Raw genomic sequence first — 20,314 nt, forward strand, 5'->3', positions numbered from 1 at the left:
GATTAGTACTTCACACTTAGTAAATATGAAGGTGTCGAGCCGTGCAGACACAGACCGGGTAGCGGTCGGCACGTTTGGGCGCCCATTCTCTTCGCGCGCGAGCAACGTTCTCAGGTTCCTCTGCATCGTTGCTCTCGTGACCTCCGGCGCATTCCTCACACTCGGAATCGTCACTCCGCAGCAAGCGCTCATGGAAATGGTGCTCATTCTGGCGCTCAGCTTGTTCACCTGGCGACCACTCGTTGCCAGCATTGCACTTGTCGCGTTTGCCCCGGTCGGATTGATTCTGGACGGGGGCGTGTACATACTTTTCCTCGCGCTAGCAGTTGGTCTGGTGACTTACTCTCTCGACCTGTGGCTGATTGTCACCTTCGGTCTACTCACAACAGGGCTGGCCATCACGGGTGAGCACCTCGTTTATCAGATCCCCCAGGGTGGCGCGGCAGTAGCTACGCTGGCGGGGGCCGCCGCCTTTCTCATCGGATGGTCCCTACGGAGCAGCCACTCAAGGGAGGTCAAACTCTCCACCGATCTCACTCGCGCGACAGCGGATTTAGACAAGGCCCTCTCAGAGGAACGCACACGAATTGCGGACGAACTTCACAACATCGTCGCACACGACATAACTCTGGTACTGATGCACGTTCGCACACTGCCTCTCCTCCAAGATGATCAACATCGCAGGGAAACCTTGGCCACCATCGAGGACGCTTCGAAACAGGCACTCTCGGACATTCACCGCATGCTTCGAATTGAGGGGCTCGAACAAGGAGCTTCCCAGAACGAATCCGGAATAACCCCGATCTCGGTCACGCTGCGGCAAATTCAAGAGCATTTTCTATCGCTCGGCATCCAGACCGAACTCGATCTCTCGTCGACAACCGCCCTATCTTCCACCATAAACACAACCCTTGTACATGTCGCTCGCGAATGCGCAACAAACATCCTCAAACACGCAAAGTTGACCCCTGAAGTGCGGATCGTGCTGACGGAGTCCGCCGGGCTCGTCATACTCAGATTCTGGAATGCAGCCGGCATTGAGGAGAAGCACGACACCTCTCGCTCAAGCGGGTACGGACTCAATCGCATGGCGGAGCGCGTGGGACTCCTTGAGGGCCACCTGCGGTCATCTAGCAATGAGGGTGGTTGGCTCATAGAGGCCAAGCTGCCTTTCCGATAGCACGTAGGCTAGACGTATGGCTCGAGCGCAGATTCCGGACGGTGTGCACGCTGATTACGCGAACGAGGGGGTTCAAGAGGCGCTGCGAGCACTGCAGCAGACGCCCGACTACGATCACCTCGCCGCGTTTCTCACCTCGCTGCGCGAGGGGTACCTTGTGATCGATGTCACGGGCACCTCAACGAAGCGCGGACCGCGAGTGCGCACGATCCGCTCAACCAAGGGCCAACTGGTACTGCCCCTGTTCACGTCAATGGCAGAACTGCGGGCCGCGATTCCCGCGAAGGATCAGGAGCAACTCAAGGGCGCCGTCATGGTTGCGCGAGAGGCGCTGGCGCTGATCAGCTCCGATCGTTTTGTTGCCGCAGAAATCGATAAGGCCTCAGCGTCGCTGGTGATCCTGCGCAAGTACATCTCTCTCGCCGCGGGAGAGAACCCCATCACCCCCGAGGTTCTGGAGCAGATGCGGTAGCGCCCCGGCGCACGCAAAGTGCCCCGGATCGCTGAGTGTCGCTCTCTCAAAAGCGAGAGGGGGTGCTCACAACGCGGAATCTGGAACGCTGAAGCCTCGGCGCCAAGCAGCTCGTACCCGAGTGACCAATCTTTCGCATCACTCCCGTCTTTGTGCCGCGCGCAGTTCCGTTTCTCTGACTTTGGTGTGGTCAGCTGGTGTCAAGTTGACGGGTTCAAGGTCGATGTCGACTCGGTCTATCCGACCTGAGAACTTGAATGGCGGTCGATACTCCATGGTCACCGGCTGGCCGGTGTCCTCCCCAATGCCGAAGGTGTCGATGCCGAACCTGGCAAACACCGTTTTTTCCGCGCGCTCAGAGCCGACTAATGTGCCATCAACATTCAGTGTGATCGTCGCACCTTTGCCTATACCCCCGCCGTCATAGTCGAAGGAGACGCCCAGGGTCACCGGCTGGTCGAGCGGGATAGGATTCGTGCCCTTAATCGTCGTGAAATCCCCATAGTAGTTGTATACGAAGCTGGGTATTCCGTCGGTCAGGAACAGCGACATTCCTCCGGCGACGCCTCCGATGGCCATGACGACGCCACTGCTCGGAACTGTTGTCGCCGCCAGCCGTGCGGTTAGCGTCCAGCAACGGTTCTTCATGGACGGAGCCGCAGCCTCCGGCAGTCGCGTTGCTCCCTCGTAGAAGGTGAATTTGGTGATGGCGGCATCGGAACCCGGCGGGGCAGGCTTAGGCTCCATCAACCTGCCCACTCCACGATCGTCGAGCGGATAGACATGGTACTTCTCTGCAGCAGCATCGAACTTCGCCTTGAGTTCTTCAAGTTTCTCTGGATGCTTCTGCGCCAAGTCGTCAGCTTCGGCAAAGTCCTGATCGAGGTTATACAGTTCCCACCGATCCTGCTCCCAGTTCCCCGGCGCCAGATCCTGTCGCCACGGCAGCGTATGCTGCGCGTTTGCTTTCCAGCCATCCTCGTAGATCGAGCGGTTGCTCATGATCTCAAAATACTGTTCAGACCGGCCTTCATACGTTGAATCGGTGAAGCTTGAGAGGAACGACCGGCCTGCAAGCGGTAGCTGTTCGATGCCGTTTACCGTGTCGGGCATCTGCACTCCAGCTGCTTCAAAGAGCGTCGGTGCGATGTCAACCAAATGCAAAAAAGGATCACGAGGTACCGGATCAGGTGTGATTCGCGCAGGCCAACTCACGACCATCGGGTTGCGAGAACCGCCCAGGTGTGAAGCTACCTGCTTGACCCACTGGAAAGGCGTATTACCGGCCCAAGCCCAACCAATGGGGTAGTGAGGTTCAGTTTCCGGACCACCCAGCTTGTCGAGGTCAGCAAGGATTTCCTCCATAGTTGGGGTGATACCAACGAGGTTTTTAATCTCGTCCAGCGTGCCATCGGGGCCACCTTCAGAGGAGGCCCCGTTGTCGCCCACGATGTAGATGACTAGCGTGTTGTCTGCGTCGGGAAGTTCTTTGATCGCCTCGAGGAGTCGACCAACCTCGTGATCAGTGAAGGCAAAGTACCCTGCATAATTCTCGAACAGGGCGCAGTAAACCTTTTTCTGTTGCTCCGACAGTGTCTCCCATTCGGGAACCCAGTCCGGACGTGGACTGATCCCGCTATCCTCGGGAACAATACCCATTTGCTTCTGGTTCTCAAATACCTGCTCCCGGTACTTTTCCCAACCCATATCGAAAGCACCCTTGAATTTGTCACGCCAAGGCTTGGCAACATGGTGAGGAGCATGCATCGCACCGGGAGCAAAATACATGAAGAACGGTTTATTCGGTGCCACCGATTTGGAATACCGCATCCGAGTTATTGCGCGGTCAGTCATGTCCGTCATCAGGTGGTACCCCTCTTCCGGACCCTTGTCAGGCTCGACCGGTGAGGTGTTCTCAAAGAGCACGGGGTAGTACTGGTGCGTTTCCCCTGCATTGAACCCATAAAAATACTCGAAACCGAGTCCGGTCGGCCACCGGTCGAACGGTCCTGCAACACTGGTTTCCCAATCTGGGGTGTTGTGATTCTTGCCAAACCACCACGTTGAATACCCGTTGCCTTTGAGGACTTCGGCCACTGTTGCCGTCGTTTGCGGGATCATTGTCGTGTAGCTAGGGAAACCGGTCGCCCACTCCATTAAGAAACCGTTTCCCGCATCATGATGGTTGCGGCCAGTAAGCAACGCCGCACGAGAGGGGCCACACACAGCCGTGGTGTGAAAACGGTTGTATCGCAGTCCCTCCGAGGCAATCTTGTCTAGATTCGGCGTTGGAATGAGCCCTCCGAATGTCGAGGACTGGCCAAACCCGACGTCATCCAGAAGTACCACGACGATGTTTGGCGCGCCTGGCGTCGCCTCTGGCACCGCGGGCCATGCAGAGGTCGACTCCTGGTAGGTTTTCCCGATCACCCCTTCAAACGCAGCAGGAGGTCGAGGGAGCGAAGGGTTATCTGCGGAGCTCTGATGGTTGGTCATACCCTGATAGTTGTCTTTGTCTGTCTGCCGCGCAACCATCACTTTTCGGTGCACCATCGTGGTAGCATCTGCACCCTTGGGCTGCGCAAAGGGCCCCTCGCCGAGAAACTTCATTCTCGGCGAGGGGCCCTTTTTCGTAGCTTGGCGTTATGCCACAGACTTCATGCTGAATGCACGCACCACCTGCACGATGCCCAGCACGACCATGGAGATGCCGAGCAGGATCCACAGGGTGATCGCACCCATGAGCGGCGAGAACATCAATACCAGACCGGCGATCACGCTGATGATGCCGTAGATAACCGTCCACACCTTGTTGTTGCTCTGGCTGACCGTTGTGAACGCCATGATGCCTTCAAACAGCCACAGCACACCGATGATCACTGTCAGGAAGACCGTGAGAACCGCGGCGGTTGCGCCGAGGTTCACCATCATGATGATGCCACCGATGATGTACAGCAGGCCCAGCAGGATGTGACCGGTACGAGCCCAGCCACCGAGGGTCCGGCTGAAGATCGCGGAACCGATGTAAACCACACCCATCACCAGCGCGTAAGCGGCGATGATCGCGGCGACAATCTGCAGGACGACCGCGCCCGACTTCACCGGGAAAAACAGGACAAGCAGACCAAGCACAACAGCGATGAGGCCTCCGACCCCAAACGCGATGCGCATCCCGTCGCTCGCACGGTTGGTGACATTAGCTTCTTGAGTGCTCATAATTGGCTCTCCTTCGTGACTGTGCGTTCTGCTGTGTCTCCCCGACACAACCGCATACCCTCATAATGCTGCATTTAGCACGCGAGCGCCATCACCTTTTTAGGACCAATTACTTTTGACGGCGCTCGCCCCGCGCTCTTGGGCAAGTATTACAGCGTGATTGTTCCCCGTTTTTCGCTCTTTGTGCTTCGCAAGACAAAGTCGTAATCCCCGGACACCCGAGTAACGATCATCCAGCCGGTCGAGACCCGCTGTTCGCCTCGCGGTTCATCTCCCACGCGGTTGTAGGTGAACCAGCACTTCCCGGAGTGCACGGCCGCATCAACGATGAGGGTTCCGTTGTCAATCGTCATGTTGAGTTCACAGTCGCCGTCGTCGGTGCGCACCGTCTGTGTCGCAGCTTTGCCCTGAGTCTCCGGCTGCACAGCAGTTGAGCCGTCCGCCGTCTGGCCCGACTGCGAAACGCTTGAGGCGTAGACCAGCCCCGCACCAGCCAGACTCGCGACGAGAAGGGCCCCGATCGCGATTGTTCCGGCTGATCCTAACGTCTGAAACATCCCGCCGACTGAGGCAACCTTGCCGGTCGAAGCGAGAGTCTCGAGCACTGTAGACGAGCGAGCTGCCGTCCCACCGGCGGTTGTGGTTGCTGCTTTCGTCGCCGATGATTCGGTCAGGGCGCTCGCTTTGCTGCTCCCGCCACCAAGCGCGAGCGTTGATCCTGCCACAACACCACCCACGAGCAATCCGAGCCCGAGGGCCTCCGGGCTCACCCGGCGAGACTGATGTTTGATCTCCGCCAGCGTCGCCTGGCACTCAACGCAGGTCAGAAGATGTATCTCCAGGCCGCTGCCCGGCACCGGTTCGCTTGCCGAGGTAGCAAGAGCTGTCAGGTCGGTTGCGTGTTCGCGGCAGTCCTTGCTGCTCCGACTGAGGGCTACCTGCTTCAGATACTCGTCGCGCAGGCCATTTTTGGCCCGATACAGCATTTTGTGCAGCGCCGGGGCCTCGGTGTCGAGCATGGTCGCAATCTGCGCCGGTTTGAGATTCTCGACGTAACGGAGCGTGACGAGATCGCGCCATTTTTTCGGCAGGGATCGAAGCGCCGGTTGCAACAGGCTCTCCTCGATGTGCGACACGTCGTCGTCTACGGCAAGCTGCCTGCCGCCGTCCTCGGTGGCCTCGTCAAGGCTGGGCCCAGTTTCACGGTCGCGAAAATACTTGGCGCTCTCACGCACGACGGCGCTGCGCAGATAACCGTAGAAGTTTGAGGTCGGACCGCTTCCGCGTCGAATGATTTCGAGTACGTTTAAGAACGCCTCGCCCACGCAGTCTTCTGCGATCTCCATAGAGGGGAGCTTGGTTGCAACCCCGCGCAGCAGCTTGAGATAGTACCTGCGGTACAGCTCTGCCGCCGCTTGTTCGTCGCCGTTGCGATAGGCGTCCGTCAATTCGGCGTCGCTTTGACTGTCTCGTGCAGCCAATCTGTCATCGACCATAAGAGCTTTCCCCCCGGAACCCCTTGCGATTCTTCGAATCTATCGCTTTTTACACTAAGAAAACATAGTTGTTGGGTGGGCCCCCGCGGAGCCCACCCAACCTTCCATTTCGCTACGGTTAGCCAGCGATCGTGAGTACGTACCTCACAGTTTCTTTCTCGCCATCCTGAGCAGTGACGGTCACGTCAAAGCTCAGCTGCTTCGCACCCGAGTTCGGGATCTTGACCTGGAGCTCGTTGTTGCTCCCCAGTGCCACAGTTCCCTCCTCCGGCTGAGTGAAGCTCGCTTCAGACAGCGCCTGCGGGTTCTGCAGAGTGGTGTCGCCGAGGGGTGTGAGGCTCAGAGTGTACCCGCGGCGTGTGTCAACCTTCACCGTCTGCACGGCGGGGTCAGTGGCCACCTCGGTGGTGTTCACCGCGGCCTTCTCAGTGGCACCCGTTGCGGCGGGAGCGTTGAGGCCCATCTGGAAGCGGTAGATGAATGCCGCCATCGCCTCGCGAGACAGCGAGTCCTTCGGCCAGTACTCCTTGCCAGCGGCAGTCTTGTTGCCGGTCGACAGCTTCGCATCCCACATCCAAGACACCTCGCGGTAGAACTTGTCGCTCGACTTCATGTCGGCAAACGGAGACACCTTCGGAGCCTTGTAGCTTGCAACCTTCTTGTCGGTTGTGCCCTGCAGACGGAAGATGAACGCTGCCATCGCCTCACGTGAGAGTGAGTCCTTCGGCTTGTAGACCGGCTTTGCGCCAGGCCTTGTCCAACCGGTGGACAGCTTCGCGTCGTGCATCCACGAGATCTCGCGGTAGAACGGATCGCCAGGCTTCACGTCGGCAAACGGCGAGACCTTGGGTGCCACATAGCTCTTCGGAGCCTTCATGCGGAAGATGAACGCAGCCATCGCCTCACGTGAAAGCTGATCCTTCGGCTTGTAGAGCGGCTTGCCCGCGGGCTGCCTCCAACCCGTCGAGTAACCCATGCAGTGCATCCAGTCGATCTCTTTGTAGAACTTCTGGGTCAACGGTGCGTCTGCGAATACCGCCACCTTACGAGGCGTCGCGCAGGGCACGGGCGGCTTTACATCGCTCTTGGCCACCTGAATAGTCAGTGCCTGGGTTGCGTCGGGTTCGATCCCGTTCGACACCTTCACGGTGACCTTGTAGTTACCCGCAGCCGTCGGCGTACCGGTGATGAGACCGTTCGCGTTCATCGTCACGCCAGCGGGCAGTGTGCCCGTCACCGTGAAGGTCGAGGGAACAGGATCACCGGTCGCGGTGACCTGGTGGCTGAGCTTCTTGCCGACCTCAACCTTTACGAGGTCACTCGAGGTAATCTTCGGAGCCGTGCCCGCCTCAGGTGTCACCGGAGCAGAGGTAACGGTCGCTGCCTTGTAGTTCGGTGCTGCACCGGTCAGCTCAACGGTGATTGCCTTGCCCGCGTCAGCCGCGACAGGCGTGTAGGTCTTTGCGGTTGCGCCGGTGATTGCGACACCGTCGCGAAGCCACTGATACGAAAACTGCACTGCCGGGTTCCAGTCGCCCGCAGCGGCCGAGGGCTCGGCGGTCAGCGTGCCTGTAACGATGGCGCGGCCGGCCACGGCAACTGAGCCGGTCAACTGTGCGATCTCGATGGCGGTCGGCTCTGCGTGCGCTTCAAGTGCACCGGTGCCGACGTAGTAGCCCATTGCGAAGACCGAGCCGGACTCAGTAATCAGGGAGGTCAAGGCGCCACCGACGGCAACGTTTACAACGCGATCGCCAGGGATCATGCTCGGCACATCGGGCACCCGGAACGGCGTGAGCTGCTTGCTCGTATCAATCGCACCGTTGCCGAGTCGACCATAGCGGGCGTAGCCCCAGGTGTAAACAATGCCGCTCGCGCTGAGCGCGACTTCACTGTACTGACCCGACTCGATCTGAACGATCTTGTCGCCGGCCGGAAGTCCCGGGAAGTCGGTGACCTCTGCAGCAGACAAACCGAGTGCCGTTGAGCCAGTGCCTAGTTCACCGCTGGAGCTGCTGCCCCACGAGAACACGCGACCCGACTGGGTGAGGGCAAACATGGTTGCTGAGTGGCCAACCAACTGCACCACGGGATCGCCAGCGGGAAGGCCCGCGGGAGAAACTGCGTCCCATGAATTACCGGTGCCACCGTTGCCAAGCTGGCCCCAGTTGCCGACGCCCCAGATGTATACCTTGCCGAGGCTGGTCAGCACCATAGTGTTGCCAAGCGTGGCTTCGACGTGCACAATTTTCTCACCGGCGGCGAGCGGCACGTGAGAGGTCACGTTGACCGGGCTGTTCTGCGTGGTTTGGTTATTGGTACCAAGTACTCCGTTTGATCCGGAGCCCCAGGTAAAGAGCTGGCCAGTCTCACTGATTGCAGCGGAGTGCATGTTGCCCGACGTAAGCTGAACGATTTTGTCGCCCGCGGGAAGGCCAGGAAAGCTGGTTACCTCAACAGGCACCAGGGATCCTCCGTTTGGAGTCGCGCGGCCCCAGGTGAAGACGCGGCCAGTCTCGGTGACAGCGAGGCTGCCCATGGTGCCGCTCGCAACACTTGCTACCTTGTCGCCGCTAGCGAGGGGAGGAAGGTTTGTGAGCAGAGTCGGGGTGTAGAGACGTGAGGTATCGCCAGTTCCCAGGCCGCCCTCATCGTTGAAACCCCAGCGATAGATGTTGCCGGAATCGTCGAGCAGCGAGATTTGCTCGTTTGAGCTGGCTTGTGAGACAAACCGGGGGCTCGCAAACGTCTCGACGTCTGCCTGGGCCGGGAGCGTCGTCACAGTGACAGCGGCACCGGCAACGACGGCGGTCGCAACGAATGCGGCGGAAGCACGTTTCAGTGCTGAAAGAAAGTGATTTCTGGAGCGCGGTCGAACGTTCTGGCGTTGGCCGTGTTTCAAAATGAAGCGGTTCCTTCTGTTGATTTTTTGTAATGAAAGATCAGACAATGTGACCTCCATCTCTATTTAGTGTGAGTTGTGAACTGTGGGATTTCCCCCGAGAACCTAGGGAAAGTGCTGGGTGCGGCGCCCAGTGGGGGGATCTCCTCTGCACGGGGTTACTTTTCGCAGAGCTGAGCGCCGCACTTATAGAGATGTGAGCGGAGGCGAAATCTCTCTCTCACAATCGAAAAACTTTTCACTGTCATATGCTGATCGCGTGGACTACTTCTCTTCTCCGCAGTTCTTGCAGCACAGACAACGCCTTGCTGAGCAGGTGGATGCTCTGCCGGTCGCTGAGTCCGTGCCGGGATGGAGCTACCGAGCGCTCACGGTTGGCAACGCGGAGTATCTGGGATTCACCCACACAAGCGACATCCTGCTTCTTGTATCCAGCGACGAGAAGTCGCTCATTGATACGCGTGACGGGTCGATTCTCGCTCGCCGCCCAGTTGAGGAGGGGGACATCGACGAATCGTCACTCACCTGCCGCGGTTTCGATGTGCTCGAGGGGCACCGGGTGCAGGTCGCTGGCCTCGCCGGCGGCGGGTTGCCGACGGGCACCCCTCGGGGTGAATCAGTCGAAATGGCCTGGCCCAGCTGGCCCGCGGGGCATCTCGTGTTTAACCCTCCCTGGCAGCGATATCTGGTCCCCCAGCATTCACAGGGCTGCACCATTGTACTTCGCGGATTCATTCGCCAGTTCGGTTTCTCTTGGTCCGGAAACACTCTCGTTGCACTCGATGAAGACCTCCACATCTGGACTCGCAACACCGAAGACTAAACTTGCCCGCATGAGCGTGGCTGAACCAGATGTGATTGATGGTGCTGGGATCGGCTCGCAAGGCGAACTGCGACTGTTGATCACCGATCACTTGCCCTGGGACGGCTTTGAAGATTTTGAATACGAGCACCTAGAGCTCCTGCAGAACAAGATCAATGCCTACCTCGGTTACATCGAGTCCCGTCAATTTGAGCAGAATTTCCCCGAACGACACTTCGAGCGATTTGTGATCGAGGTCGCATTCCAGCACGAGCCAACTGCGGCCTGCACCAAATTTCTTGCGGTTGCGAGAGAAACAGCCCGGGCGCTGAACACAACCATTGAGCGTTCATGACCGAAGGCCGCACTGACTCGCTCTGACCGATGCAGCCTCCGCCGGGTTTCCCCCTCAGCTGAGCGCGCATCTCAGCGGCTGGGTTCAAAATGGAGACGTGAGTCATTCCATACAGGATTCTGAAGCGTTCCAGAGCTTCGCAAAGCCCGAGTTTTGGGCGTCGCGCGCGCTGATAGGAAAGTACTTCCGAACCCGAACGATCCCCTCGGCACGCTTCAACGTGATCCTCGCCGCTACGCTGTGGGCGGTCTTGATCATCGGGCTCCTCTGGGATGCGGTGATCGGACTTGCCGTGCTCGCGCTGTTTCTGATCCTGTGCCAATCCATAACGATGGTTTCAAGAGTGTGGCTGCTGAGTCGAGAACAACGGTCATGGGAGGCTGACACGGTTGCATACTCAATCAGCGCAACCGAGTACGTCGAGACACACCCAGCACGTCCGGGTGAGTCCTCTACGCTCCTTCAAGCCCCTTGGGCACAAGCTGTCGGCTACACAACGGTTGGACACCTGGCACTCGTGAGGTTTACGACGTTCGTCACCGTGGTTCCCATCACCCGCTTCAACGCGCCCGCGACACAGCTTGAGGCGTTTCTGAGCAGTCTTATGCCACACGTCTCAGTCGCCGAGCTGCGGCAGCTGCCCAACGTTGGTGGCACTCCGCCGGCGCAACAACCCCTCTCGTAGCACCTCGCTCAACAGCAACAGGCCCGGCCGACAAGTGAAGTCAACCGGGCCTGCCGTGTTATGCCATAGCCGTCAGCACTACGACCAGACCCGCTCGAATCGCGCACGACGCTCCGCGCGTGCCTGAAGCGCTTCCTCCATGGTCACGGGCACAAAACGCACCTTCGTGCCGGGTGCCATGCGGGCGAAGAGGTCCATGTCCGCGCTGATCACGGTGGCCGCCTGCGCGTAGCCTCCACCCGAGACCGCGTCGCAGTGCAGCACGATGGGCTGCGTGCCGCCGGGAATCTGGATCGAGCCAACGGGGTAGCCCGCGTCGGTGATGTTCGAGGGATCCTGCCCCGCACCAAACGGCTGCTCCTCTTCTTTCCAGGGAGCACCCGGGCCATCGAAGCGCAGACCCATGCGGTCGGCGACCGGCGTCAGAGTCCACTCGGCCTCGGTGAGGTTGGTGAGACCCTCGGAGGTGAGCTTGTGATCGTACAGGCCGACCATGATGCGCACCGCAACCTCGCGGTCGTAGCTGGGCAGCAGGTCTTCTGGGATCGTCTCGAGAACGGGCAGCGCCCCGGCGAGCGGACGCCCCACCGGCAGCACGTCACCGATCTGCAGCGCGCGGCCCTCAAAGCCACCCATCTTGCCGATGGGGTAGGTCGAGCGGGATCCGAGAACCTCTGGCACGTCGATACCACCGGCGACGGCGATGAAGAACTTGGTGCCACCCTTGATCACGCCAAAAGAGAGTTCGTCGCCAGCGGCGAGCGCGATCCTGGAGTTCTGCGCGACCGGAGCCCCGTTGACGAGCACGTCAACCGGGGCTCCCGTGACCGCGATAACCACAGCTGCATCGGTCTTCAACTTTGGTCCGAGATAGGTGCACTCAAGCACGGCTTCGGCCTCGGTGTTGCCCACGAGCCGGTTGCCGAGAGCGGCGGCGTACTGATCCATCGCGCCGCCCTGCGGAATGCCGAAGCGGTAGTAGCCGAAGCGTCCGCGATCCTGCACGGTCGTGGCGAGGCCGGGGGTGAGAATCTCAAGCGAAGCTTTTGTTTCAGGCATCTAGCGCCTCCAAGAGTGAGCGGTTGTAGGCATCGGGATCGGCGAGCGCCTCGGCGAGGCTGAAGCGCACGGGGGCCTGCTTGTAGCGGTAGGTGCCCGCCTCGACCTCGGCCTGGATCGCCTTGTACTCGGCCTCATCGACCGGGCGGTACTTGACGATGTCGCCCGTGCGAAACAGCACCATGAAGTCGGCGAAGTCGGCGAGCTTTTGCTCAGGGTCAAAGATCGGTGCCGGCGCGATACCGAGCATCTGGTAGCCACCGGCACCACGCACCGAGTAGTGCGCGGTGAAGCAGCCACCGATACCGACCGTCAGCGGTGGCGTATCGGTGCGCGGGCTCAGGTACTTCGGCACCTCGAGCTGGCGCTCGCGCGGGGTGAGCTGGAACAGGAAGGGCAGACCCGCAACGAAGCCGACCATCGAGACAAGCCAGGGCGTCTCGTGGTGACGGCGAATGAACTCCTCCGCATTGGCGAGGCCGTTCACCTCGGCGCTGTAGTCGAGGTCGGTGCCCTCGGGGCGCTGGTGGTAGCCCTCGCGGAACCGCTGCTCAGTCTCGCTCGTGAAGGGATCGTCGTACCAGACCGGCACCTCAATGATGCGGGTCTGCAGCTCCTGCACCGCGGCCTTCTTCACCTCGGCCTCAAGCTCGCGCACGATGCGCTCGAGCTCGCCGTGGCTCAAGACGTCAGGATCAAAGCGCACCAGCAGCGAAGCGTTGGCGGGGCAGATGTCGACGACACCGTCAAGTGCCCGATCCTCAAGCCCCGCGGCCATCGCGTTGGCCACGAAGTTTGCCTCGAGCGACATGTCGGGTGCGATCTCGACGAGCAGAAACTCGTCACCGCCCCAGCTGTAGCGGGCGTGTTCTGAGAGGGTCATACGAGTGCTCCAAACAGTCCGGGAACGGTCTCAAGGTAGGTCGTGTGGTGCTTCGCCGCGGCGAAGTCTTCGAGCGCGATGAGGCGACGCATCAGCGGAACCGTGGTCTTGATCCCATCGATCTCCGTCTCTTCGAGGGCGCGTGCTGCCCGGGCGAGGGCGCGATCCCGATCCGTGTCCCACACGATCAGTTTGCCCAGCAGCGAGTCGTAGAACGGCATGACCGTCTGGCCCGCGCTGAAGCCGAAGTCGGTGCGCACACCGGGGCCACCCGCGAGTTCGAGCGTTTCGATGCGGCCGGGGCTCGGCATGAAGTTGTTGTCGGGGTCTTCCGCGTTAATGCGGAACTCAAATGCGTGCCCCTCGAAGCGCACGTCGGCCTGCGTGTAGCCGAGCTTCTCCCCCGCCGCAACGCGCAGCTGCTCGCGCACCAGGTCGATGCCAGTGATGGCCTCGCTGATCGGGTGCTCCACCTGCAGGCGCGTATTCATCTCGATGAACGCGATCTCCTGGCGCACGGGGTCGTAGAGAAACTCGACGGTGCCTGCGCCGACGTACTTCGAGTGCCGCGCCAGCTCAACCGAGGTCTGCCGCATCTGCTCGCGAAGGGCGTCGGGCAGCCCGGGAGCCGGGGCCTCTTCGATGACCTTCTGCTGGCGACGCTGCAGTGAGCAGTCGCGGTCGCCCAGGTGCACCCAGGTCTCGCCGTCGCCAAACACCTGCACTTCAACGTGGCGGGCCTGCGTCACGAAGCGCTCGAAATACACATCGCTCGAGTTGAACGCTGCCAGCGCCTCGGCCTGCGCGACCTCGACGGTGCTGCGCAGATCCTCGACCGAGTTGATGCGGCGAATGCCGCGACCGCCGCCGCCAGCCGAGGCCTTGACCACGAGCGGGTAACCGATCTCTACCGCGATTGCCTCGATGTCGCCCGCACTGTCGAGTGCACCCTCGGTGCCCTTGAGCACCGGCACACCCGCGTCGATCGCGGCCTGCCTGGCCCGCGACTTGTCGCCCATCAGGTCGATGGCATCGGGGCTCGGACCCACCCAGGTGAGACCGGCGGCCTGCACCTTGCGCGCGAACTCGGCGTTTTCAGAGAGGAAGCCGTAGCCGGGGTGGATCGCGTCGGCGCCGGTTGTTGCGGCGGCATCGAGGATCGCCTCGTGGTTCAGGTAGCTCAGCCCCGCGGGGGCTGGCCCAATGACCACGGACTCGTCGGCGTACTTCGCGGCGTTGGAGTCGCGGTCGGCCTCGCTCACAACGGCGACGGTGGCGATGCCCATCTCGCGGGCGGTGCGAATGATGCGCACAGCAATCTCACCGCGGTTGGCGATCAGCAGTTTCTTCAAGGTGGTGTCCTTCGGTTCAGTCAGCGCGGTTCAGGCGGCGAGAGCTAGTTGATCGTGGCGATAACGTCGCCGGGGCCGACCATCCCGAAGTCTTCAACGGCGAAGGACTCGAGCACACCGGCGGCCTCACTGCGCACCTCGGTGAACTGCTTCATGATCTCGATAACCCCGATGGTCTGGCCCGCCTCGACCGCGTCGCCCGCCTCAACAAAGGGAGCCTTGTCGGGGGCGGGGCGGCGGTAGAAGATTCCCGGAACGGGGGCGATGATCTGAGTGCTCATTGGTAATTCTTTCTGTGGGTGTTCTTGTGTTTGGTAAGTGTTGGGGCTTATCGGCCGTCGACAACCGCGCGTACCGCGGTCGCGACCTCAACCGAGTTGGCGGTGTCGGAGTGCACGCAGATGCTGCCGAAGTCGATGGCGAGCTCGGTGCCGTCGACGGAGAGGATCGTGCCGGTCTCGAGTGCGCGGCGCGTGCGCTCGGCGGCGGCTGCAGGGTCGGTCTCGTGGGGCTGGCGCAGAATGATCAGGCCACCCTCGGAGTTGTAGTTGAGGTCGACGTACAGCTCGCCAACAAACTCGACGCCCTCGCGCTCGGCGACGCGCTGGTGGGCGGTTCCGGCAAGGCCAAACACGGGCACACCATAGTCGCGCGCGACCTTGACGGCGCCGAGCATCAGTTCTTCGTCGCGGGCGAGCATGCCGTAGAGCGAACCGTGGGGTTTGATATGGCTGAGCGGCACGTCGTGCTTTGTGAGAAAGCCGCTGAGGGCTCCCACCTGGTAGCGGATGAGGCTCTCGACCTCACTCGGGGTGAGCTTCATCTCGCGGCGCCCGAAGCCGACGAGATCGGGCAGCCCGGGGTGCGCACCAACGCTCACACCGTGCTGCTTCGCGAGGGCAACGGTGGTGTCCATGGCTTCGGGATCACCGGAGTGGAAGCCGCAGGCCACGTTAGCAACGTCGATCACCGGCATAAGTGCGGGATCGTTGCCGAAGGTGTGGAGGCCGAGGGCCTCGCCCATATCTGAGTTCACTGAAATATCATCACGACGCTGTGCAGTCATAGGGTCAAAGTTACGCGGAGTAGCTGAGCAAGGTTATTATGCAGATGCAAGAATTTTGAATTTGAGTTTGTGCAGATGCCAGAGGAGCAACGATGCGAGTGGCTGATTTACTGACGGAACACTCGCTGCAGCTGCGCCTGGAAACCCCGTCGGGCACCAAGCGACTCAGCCAGGAAATCGTGCGCTGCGCCCCCACGGAGCACCTCGATCCCACCCCCTTTCTCGACGCCAACGTGCTGCTGCTGACCTCGGGCATCGGCATGAACTTCACCGAGCAGAGCATCTGGGACGGTTACGTCGAACGACTCACACGCGTGCCCGTTTCAGCGCTCGCCTTCGCCATCGGTACCGCACACGCGACGCTGCCGAAGGGCCTCGTCGCGGCGTGCACCACCCACGACCTGCCGCTGCTCGAGGTGCCAACGACGGTGCCGCTGTTGAAGATCGACCAGCACGTCGAGAACATGCTGCGGGCGGAGCAGATCGCGCGGCTTGATCTCGGCTGGTCGCTCGCCGACGAGTGCGCCCGACTCGCCAGCCAGGGCGCCGAGGTCTCGACGCTGCTCGCCGCCATCTATGCCGCGATCCAGTCGCCGATTGCGGTGTACGACGCATTCGGATCGCTGATCGCACAGTACCCGGAGTCGGTGACGTGGCGCACAGGATCCGCGTACTCCACCCAGCCCGACGTACTTACCGTGCCGCTGCCCATGGGGCTCAGCAATCCGTGTCAGCTCGCCGTTCGCCTGTACGGCCTGTCGAGCGAGTACGAGGCGCTTCTTGCTCCGGTGACGTCGATCCTCGCCCTGCAACTCAACCGCTCCGTCGCGGTCGACGCGAGCAGCCACCAAGACATGCTGCGCTTCGTCAACCGCTGCGTCGCCTGGTCTGAGTCGACCCGCAGCGACGTCGCCAACGCCTTCCACGAGCTCGGGCTGAGCCGGCGGGCAGAGACCACACTGCTCGTTGCCGACATGAGCGGCGACCACGCGGCGGCGGCGTGGAAGCTGCGGGTCGCCCTGCACGACACGTTTCACGACGTGCGCGTGGCCGAGCTCGACGATCAGCTCATCGCGCTGGCGCAGTTTCCGCGCGAGGAGTTCGATGAGACGGTCGACAGGATCCTCGCGATCCGCCCCGAGCTGCCGCTGGTGCTGCGCGGTCCGACTCACACGATCGACGAGTTGCGCATCGCGCTCGTGCACGCGCTCGACCTGATCCACCACGTCACGCGGCCCGTGCTGGCGCCGGTGCTCGGCTTGAGCGCGGTCGTCGCGGCGGCCGCCGGTCGCGGTGCGCGCGAGTCGGCCGAGCGCTTTCTCGCTCCTCTGGTCGAACACGATGAGCAGCGCACCACCGAGCTGCTGCCGACCCTGCGCACCTGGTTGCGCAACGACGCCCAGCCCTCACGCACCTGCGACGAACTGTTCATTCACCGCAACTCGCTGAGCTACCGGCTGCGCCGCATTCAAGAGTTGCTCGGCATTTCGCTCGACACCCTCGACGGCCGGGCGACCTGCCTGATGGCACTGCGGTTGGTGGAGTTGGAGCCTTACTAGGCTCTCATCTCAATGCCCCTGGAGCAGAGGGCATCACTCCCCGAACGCCGCCCGGTATTGCGACGGCGAGACCTTGCGCAGCTCTCGAAAGCGCTGCCGGAACGTCACGACGGACCCGTACCCGACTGCGGTCGCTGCTTCGGAGACCGACGCCCCCTGCTCCAAGAGCGCGGATGCACGATCAATGCGCGACTCGGTGAGCCAACGGTGCGGGGTCGTGCCCGTTTCGTCTGCGAAGTGCCGCACGAACGTACGCTCTGCCAGGTGAGCACGGGCGGCGAGATCGGCGACGCTCCAGTTGTAATCGGGGTGCTCTTCGACCGCAGCCTGGGCGATTCCGAGCGCGGTGCCGATCCCGGCTGCCGCTCGCACAGGAGCCCGCAAGAACTGAGCCTGACCGCCCGCGCGGTTTGGCGCTGAAACCATTGAGCGGGCGATGTTTGTGGCTGCCGTCGGCCCGAGCAGCTCGCGAATCAGATGGATACTCAGGTCGATGCCCGCGGCGACACCGGCTGAGGTCCAGACTCGATCCTGCCCTATGAATAACTCGTCACTCGCGACGGTCACGTTCGGAAAGCGGGCGGCAAGTTGGGGCGCGAGTGCCCAGTGTGTTGTGGCGCGCTTTCCGTCGAGCAGCCCCGCCGCTGCAAGCACAAAGGCACCCGAGCAGAGTGAGGCGATGGTTGCCCCTGCTCTATGGGCGTGCGCTAGCGCCTTGAGATAATTTCGGCTCGGTAACTCCTCAAGGCTGCTGAGCCCGGGAACGAGAACTACGTCTGCATTCTGTAACCACTCCAGGTCTTCGCCTGCGACCATGGTTGCGTTGTCTCCGAGTTTGACGGCACCCGGCTTGGCCGCGCAGTGGCGGACTCGGATCGCGAGCGGCGGTGACGATAGTCGCTCTGTCTGCCAGGTCTCGGTCATCACGGCAACGTCAAAGACTCGCGCATTGGGTAACAGCAGCAGGGCAACATTGAGCACGGTAACAGTGTATGGCGGGTTTCCATCGCAATGTTGCGTATCTGCCACTCACGCGCACCTGCGCTTCGCGAGCAAACTTATGCCATGGCCATTTCATCAAACGCAGCACTGATCGTTATCGACGTACAGCAGGGGTTCGACGACTCCGCTTTCTGGGGCGCACGCAACAACCCCGAGGCTGAGCAAAACATCGCCCGATTGGTTACCGTGTGGCAAGCCGCGGGTCGCCCGATCGTGATGGTTCGCCACAACTCTGCACACCCCGATTCCCCGCTCAATGCCGAACGGAAGGGAAACAGTCTCAAGCCGTTTCTGACCAGCGTCGAGCCCGCACTGGCGATCACCAAGTCAGTGAATTCCTCGTTCTACGGGACCCCTGACCTGGCCGCCTGGCTCGCCGAAGCCGGCATTTCGCAGCTCGTGCTCTGCGGTATCCAGACCAACATGTGCGTCGAGACGACCGCGCGCATGGCGGGCAACCTCGGTTACGACACAATCGTGGCGCTTGACGCGTGTCACACCTTCGACCTTACGGGCCCCGATGGCACCGTGCTCAGCGCCGATGACCTCACCCGCGCAACAGCAACCAGCCTGCACGGCGGCCGCTTCGCAAAGGTCGTGAGCACCGACGAGCTGGTGTAGCGGGCACGGGCCGCGCGTTTGCCGCCCCAATCGCCCAATCGAGTGTTGCCATATTGCGGGTTGGAGCACGCTCAACTAGCAATATGGCAACACTCGATTGGGCGATTGGGGCGGGAGCCAGGGGCGGGAGTCGGGGGCCCGGGCGCGGGCGCGGGCGCGGCGGGAGCGCCCGACCCGCAGCCTCGCTAGACCCCCACCACCTTGATGAGTCCGGTGCGGCTCACCGGGTTCGTCTTCCAGAGGATGCCGTAGACCAGCGCAGCAGACACCGCGGTGAGAATCGGACCCCAGGTCGCCCCCACACCGGCGAGGTCGGGATTGATCGTGCCGAGCTGCAGCATGACGATGCCGATGGCGGTACCCACGATCCAGGCGGTCAGGCCGTTGCCGTTGAAGGTCTTGTAGTGCTGATCGCCAATCGCGGCGTGCTCCTCGTTGCGCCACTTGTCGAGCAGAATGTGGGTCAGCGCGATCGCAACCCAGGCGGTGACCAGCACACCCTGCCAGGCGAGGGCGATCAGCAGGTACTGCACCACGGGCAACAGCATGAAGAGGTAGATGATCACCGAAGACAGGATCACCCAGGCGACGTTCGGCATATTGATGCGGAACACCTTCTCACCAAAGGCCCGCAGGTTCGCGGCGCCCAGGTAGTAGTTCGCGGTGTTGATGCGGGTCTGGGTGGCGATCACGACGATCAGGCCGAAGACACCCATCAGGCTTACGAGGCCGCCCGCAAGTCCGGTCTCGGAGGCGTCGATTCCGGGGATGGTGAAGGTCAGGAAGATGCCGACGAACGCAGCGAAACCGTAGGCGAGCACGTAGAACAGCGGCCCGAACGTGACGCGCTGGTGGTACTTGATGTCCTTGCGCTTGCCGAGTGAGGCGAAGTCCATGGTGAACATCATCATGATCCACACGCCCATGTAGCCCGCGAACGTTGCCAGCCAGCCGGGTCCGCCCATGGCGAGAGGCAGTGGCAGATCCGGAGCCTGCGTCAGCCACGCGTCACTGAACCCGTACTGCACACCGGCCCAGATGACTGCCGCGACGAGACCGAAGAAGTAGATCGGCATGAGGATGCCATTGATCTTGTCGAGGAAGCGACGCACGCCACCGAGAATCAGCGGGGTCGAGTAGATGACCACGATCAGGCTCCACATCCACATCTCACCACCGAAGGCGGTCATGAACGCGTAGGCCACGATCGAGCCCTCGAACACGGCGTAGTAGATCGCGATGAGCGCGAAGATGATCATGGCGATCGCTGACCCCGCATTGCCAAGAATCGTGCGCGAGAACTGCGCCACGGTGGTGCGGTTATTAATGGCGTAGCGCGACAGCACCGTGTTGATCAGGCCGTACACGATGATCGTCAACACGATGCCGATGATGGCGTTGAGTGTGCCGTAGGCGACCGCCATCGCGGCGCCGATGTACACAAAGAAAAACGCACTCGCGGTGCCGTACCAGGCCATCGTGAGCTTGCCACGACTCATTTGGTCTTCGTCATTGCCTTCGCGGGCCAGAGCGTCGGTTGCCTCGACGTCCGTGTTACTGCCCGTTAAATTGAGACTCACTGTTCGTACCTCCATTGGTATCCAGCTGCTTTGCTGTCAAAAAAGGCGCCCCGATGAGCGCCCCCTGCGAGCCCGACTTCCACA

The 20,314-nt window shown here is 61.5% G+C and carries 18 protein-coding genes; 7 read left to right on the forward strand and 11 right to left on the reverse strand.

Annotation, left to right across the window (positions count from 1 at the left end; genetic code table 11):
* The first annotated feature begins 25 nt into the window (after positions 1 to 25).
* Both G7068_RS08515 and G7068_RS08520 read left to right on the forward strand, forming a co-directional pair.
* Positions 26 to 1,180: a sensor histidine kinase gene (locus G7068_RS08515; protein ID WP_166291117.1), complete on the forward strand. Its 1,155-nt coding sequence runs from the start codon at positions 26 to 28 to the stop codon at positions 1,178 to 1,180.
* 16 nt (positions 1,181 to 1,196) lie between these two features.
* Positions 1,197 to 1,652 carry an SseB family protein gene (locus tag G7068_RS08520; RefSeq protein ID WP_166291119.1) on the forward strand — a complete coding sequence of 152 codons (456 nt, stop codon included), beginning with the start codon at positions 1,197 to 1,199 and terminating at the stop codon, positions 1,650 to 1,652.
* A gap of 138 nt (positions 1,653 to 1,790) precedes the next feature.
* On the opposite strand, the gene G7068_RS08525 is transcribed toward G7068_RS08520, so the two are convergent.
* The 4 genes from G7068_RS08525 to G7068_RS08540 all read right to left on the reverse strand — a co-directional run bounded on the left by G7068_RS08525 (position 1,791) and on the right by G7068_RS08540 (position 9,146).
* The gene (locus G7068_RS08525; RefSeq protein ID WP_244304398.1) at positions 1,791 to 4,262 is read right to left on the reverse strand and encodes an arylsulfatase; all 2,472 of its coding nucleotides are present in this window, start codon (positions 4,260 to 4,262) and stop codon (positions 1,791 to 1,793) included.
* 33 nt (positions 4,263 to 4,295) lie between these two features.
* Positions 4,296 to 4,868 carry an HdeD family acid-resistance protein gene (locus G7068_RS08530; protein ID WP_166291121.1) on the reverse strand — a complete coding sequence of 191 codons (573 nt, stop codon included), beginning with the start codon at positions 4,866 to 4,868 and terminating at the stop codon, positions 4,296 to 4,298.
* Between the two features lie 149 nt (positions 4,869 to 5,017).
* Positions 5,018 to 6,364: an RNA polymerase sigma factor gene (locus tag G7068_RS08535; protein ID WP_166291123.1), complete on the reverse strand. Its 1,347-nt coding sequence runs from the start codon at positions 6,362 to 6,364 to the stop codon at positions 5,018 to 5,020.
* 118 nt (positions 6,365 to 6,482) lie between these two features.
* Positions 6,483 to 9,146 carry an RCC1 domain-containing protein gene (locus G7068_RS08540; protein WP_166291126.1) on the reverse strand — a complete coding sequence of 888 codons (2,664 nt, stop codon included), beginning with the start codon at positions 9,144 to 9,146 and terminating at the stop codon, positions 6,483 to 6,485.
* Positions 9,147 to 9,525: 379 nt separating this feature from the next.
* Between G7068_RS08540 and G7068_RS08545 the strand changes: the two genes are divergently transcribed.
* The 3 genes from G7068_RS08545 (at position 9,526) to G7068_RS08555 (ending at position 11,108) form a co-directional block, all read left to right on the forward strand.
* A complete protein-coding gene (locus G7068_RS08545) occupies positions 9,526 to 10,089 on the forward strand; it encodes a hypothetical protein (protein ID WP_166291128.1) in 564 nt (187 codons plus the stop codon).
* 10 nt (positions 10,090 to 10,099) lie between these two features.
* Positions 10,100 to 10,423, forward strand: a complete 324-nt coding sequence (locus tag G7068_RS08550; RefSeq protein WP_166291130.1) for a DUF6572 domain-containing protein — start codon at positions 10,100 to 10,102, stop codon at positions 10,421 to 10,423.
* A 97-nt stretch (positions 10,424 to 10,520) separates the two neighbouring features.
* The gene (locus tag G7068_RS08555; protein WP_166291132.1) at positions 10,521 to 11,108 is read left to right on the forward strand and encodes a hypothetical protein; all 588 of its coding nucleotides are present in this window, start codon (positions 10,521 to 10,523) and stop codon (positions 11,106 to 11,108) included.
* 78 nt (positions 11,109 to 11,186) lie between these two features.
* Here G7068_RS08555 and G7068_RS08560 read toward each other — a convergent pair whose 3' ends face one another.
* Genes G7068_RS08560 through pxpA form a run of 5 tightly spaced genes read right to left on the reverse strand, consistent with a single transcriptional unit; the run spans position 11,187 to position 15,468 of the window.
* Positions 11,187 to 12,167, reverse strand: a complete 981-nt coding sequence (locus G7068_RS08560) for a 5-oxoprolinase subunit C family protein (RefSeq protein ID WP_166291134.1) — start codon at positions 12,165 to 12,167, stop codon at positions 11,187 to 11,189.
* A complete protein-coding gene (locus G7068_RS08565) occupies positions 12,160 to 13,050 on the reverse strand; it encodes a 5-oxoprolinase subunit B family protein (RefSeq protein ID WP_166291136.1) in 891 nt (296 codons plus the stop codon). The genes G7068_RS08560 and G7068_RS08565 overlap by 8 nt, the downstream gene beginning before the upstream one ends.
* A complete protein-coding gene (locus tag G7068_RS08570; RefSeq protein ID WP_166291138.1) occupies positions 13,047 to 14,402 on the reverse strand; it encodes an acetyl-CoA carboxylase biotin carboxylase subunit in 1,356 nt (451 codons plus the stop codon). The genes G7068_RS08565 and G7068_RS08570 overlap by 4 nt, the downstream gene beginning before the upstream one ends.
* A gap of 44 nt (positions 14,403 to 14,446) precedes the next feature.
* Positions 14,447 to 14,683, reverse strand: a complete 237-nt coding sequence (locus G7068_RS08575; RefSeq protein ID WP_166291140.1) for an acetyl-CoA carboxylase — start codon at positions 14,681 to 14,683, stop codon at positions 14,447 to 14,449.
* Positions 14,684 to 14,730: 47 nt separating this feature from the next.
* Positions 14,731 to 15,468, reverse strand: a complete 738-nt coding sequence (pxpA, locus tag G7068_RS08580; protein WP_166291142.1) for a 5-oxoprolinase subunit PxpA — start codon at positions 15,466 to 15,468, stop codon at positions 14,731 to 14,733.
* Positions 15,469 to 15,566: 98 nt separating this feature from the next.
* Between pxpA and G7068_RS08585 the strand changes: the two genes are divergently transcribed.
* Positions 15,567 to 17,027, forward strand: a complete 1,461-nt coding sequence (locus tag G7068_RS08585; RefSeq protein ID WP_166291144.1) for a helix-turn-helix domain-containing protein — start codon at positions 15,567 to 15,569, stop codon at positions 17,025 to 17,027.
* 33 nt (positions 17,028 to 17,060) lie between these two features.
* Here the strand turns inward: G7068_RS08585 and G7068_RS08590 are convergent, their stop codons facing one another.
* On the reverse strand, positions 17,061 to 18,008 hold the full coding sequence (locus tag G7068_RS08590; RefSeq protein ID WP_166291146.1) for a GlxA family transcriptional regulator: 948 nt from the start codon (positions 18,006 to 18,008) through the stop codon (positions 17,061 to 17,063).
* Between the two features lie 84 nt (positions 18,009 to 18,092).
* Here G7068_RS08590 and G7068_RS08595 point away from each other — a divergent pair, with 84 nt between their 5' ends.
* Positions 18,093 to 18,650 carry a cysteine hydrolase family protein gene (locus G7068_RS08595; RefSeq protein ID WP_166291149.1) on the forward strand — a complete coding sequence of 186 codons (558 nt, stop codon included), beginning with the start codon at positions 18,093 to 18,095 and terminating at the stop codon, positions 18,648 to 18,650.
* Positions 18,651 to 18,835: 185 nt separating this feature from the next.
* On the opposite strand, the gene G7068_RS08600 is transcribed toward G7068_RS08595, so the two are convergent.
* Complete coding sequence (locus tag G7068_RS08600; RefSeq protein ID WP_166291151.1) at positions 18,836 to 20,230, reverse strand: purine-cytosine permease family protein; 1,395 nt, start codon at positions 20,228 to 20,230, stop codon at positions 18,836 to 18,838.
* Between the last annotated feature and the right edge of the window lie 84 nt (positions 20,231 to 20,314).

Source organism: Leucobacter viscericola (assembly GCF_011299575.1).
In the GTDB taxonomy this organism is placed as follows: Bacteria; Actinomycetota; Actinomycetes; order Actinomycetales; family Microbacteriaceae; genus Leucobacter; species Leucobacter viscericola.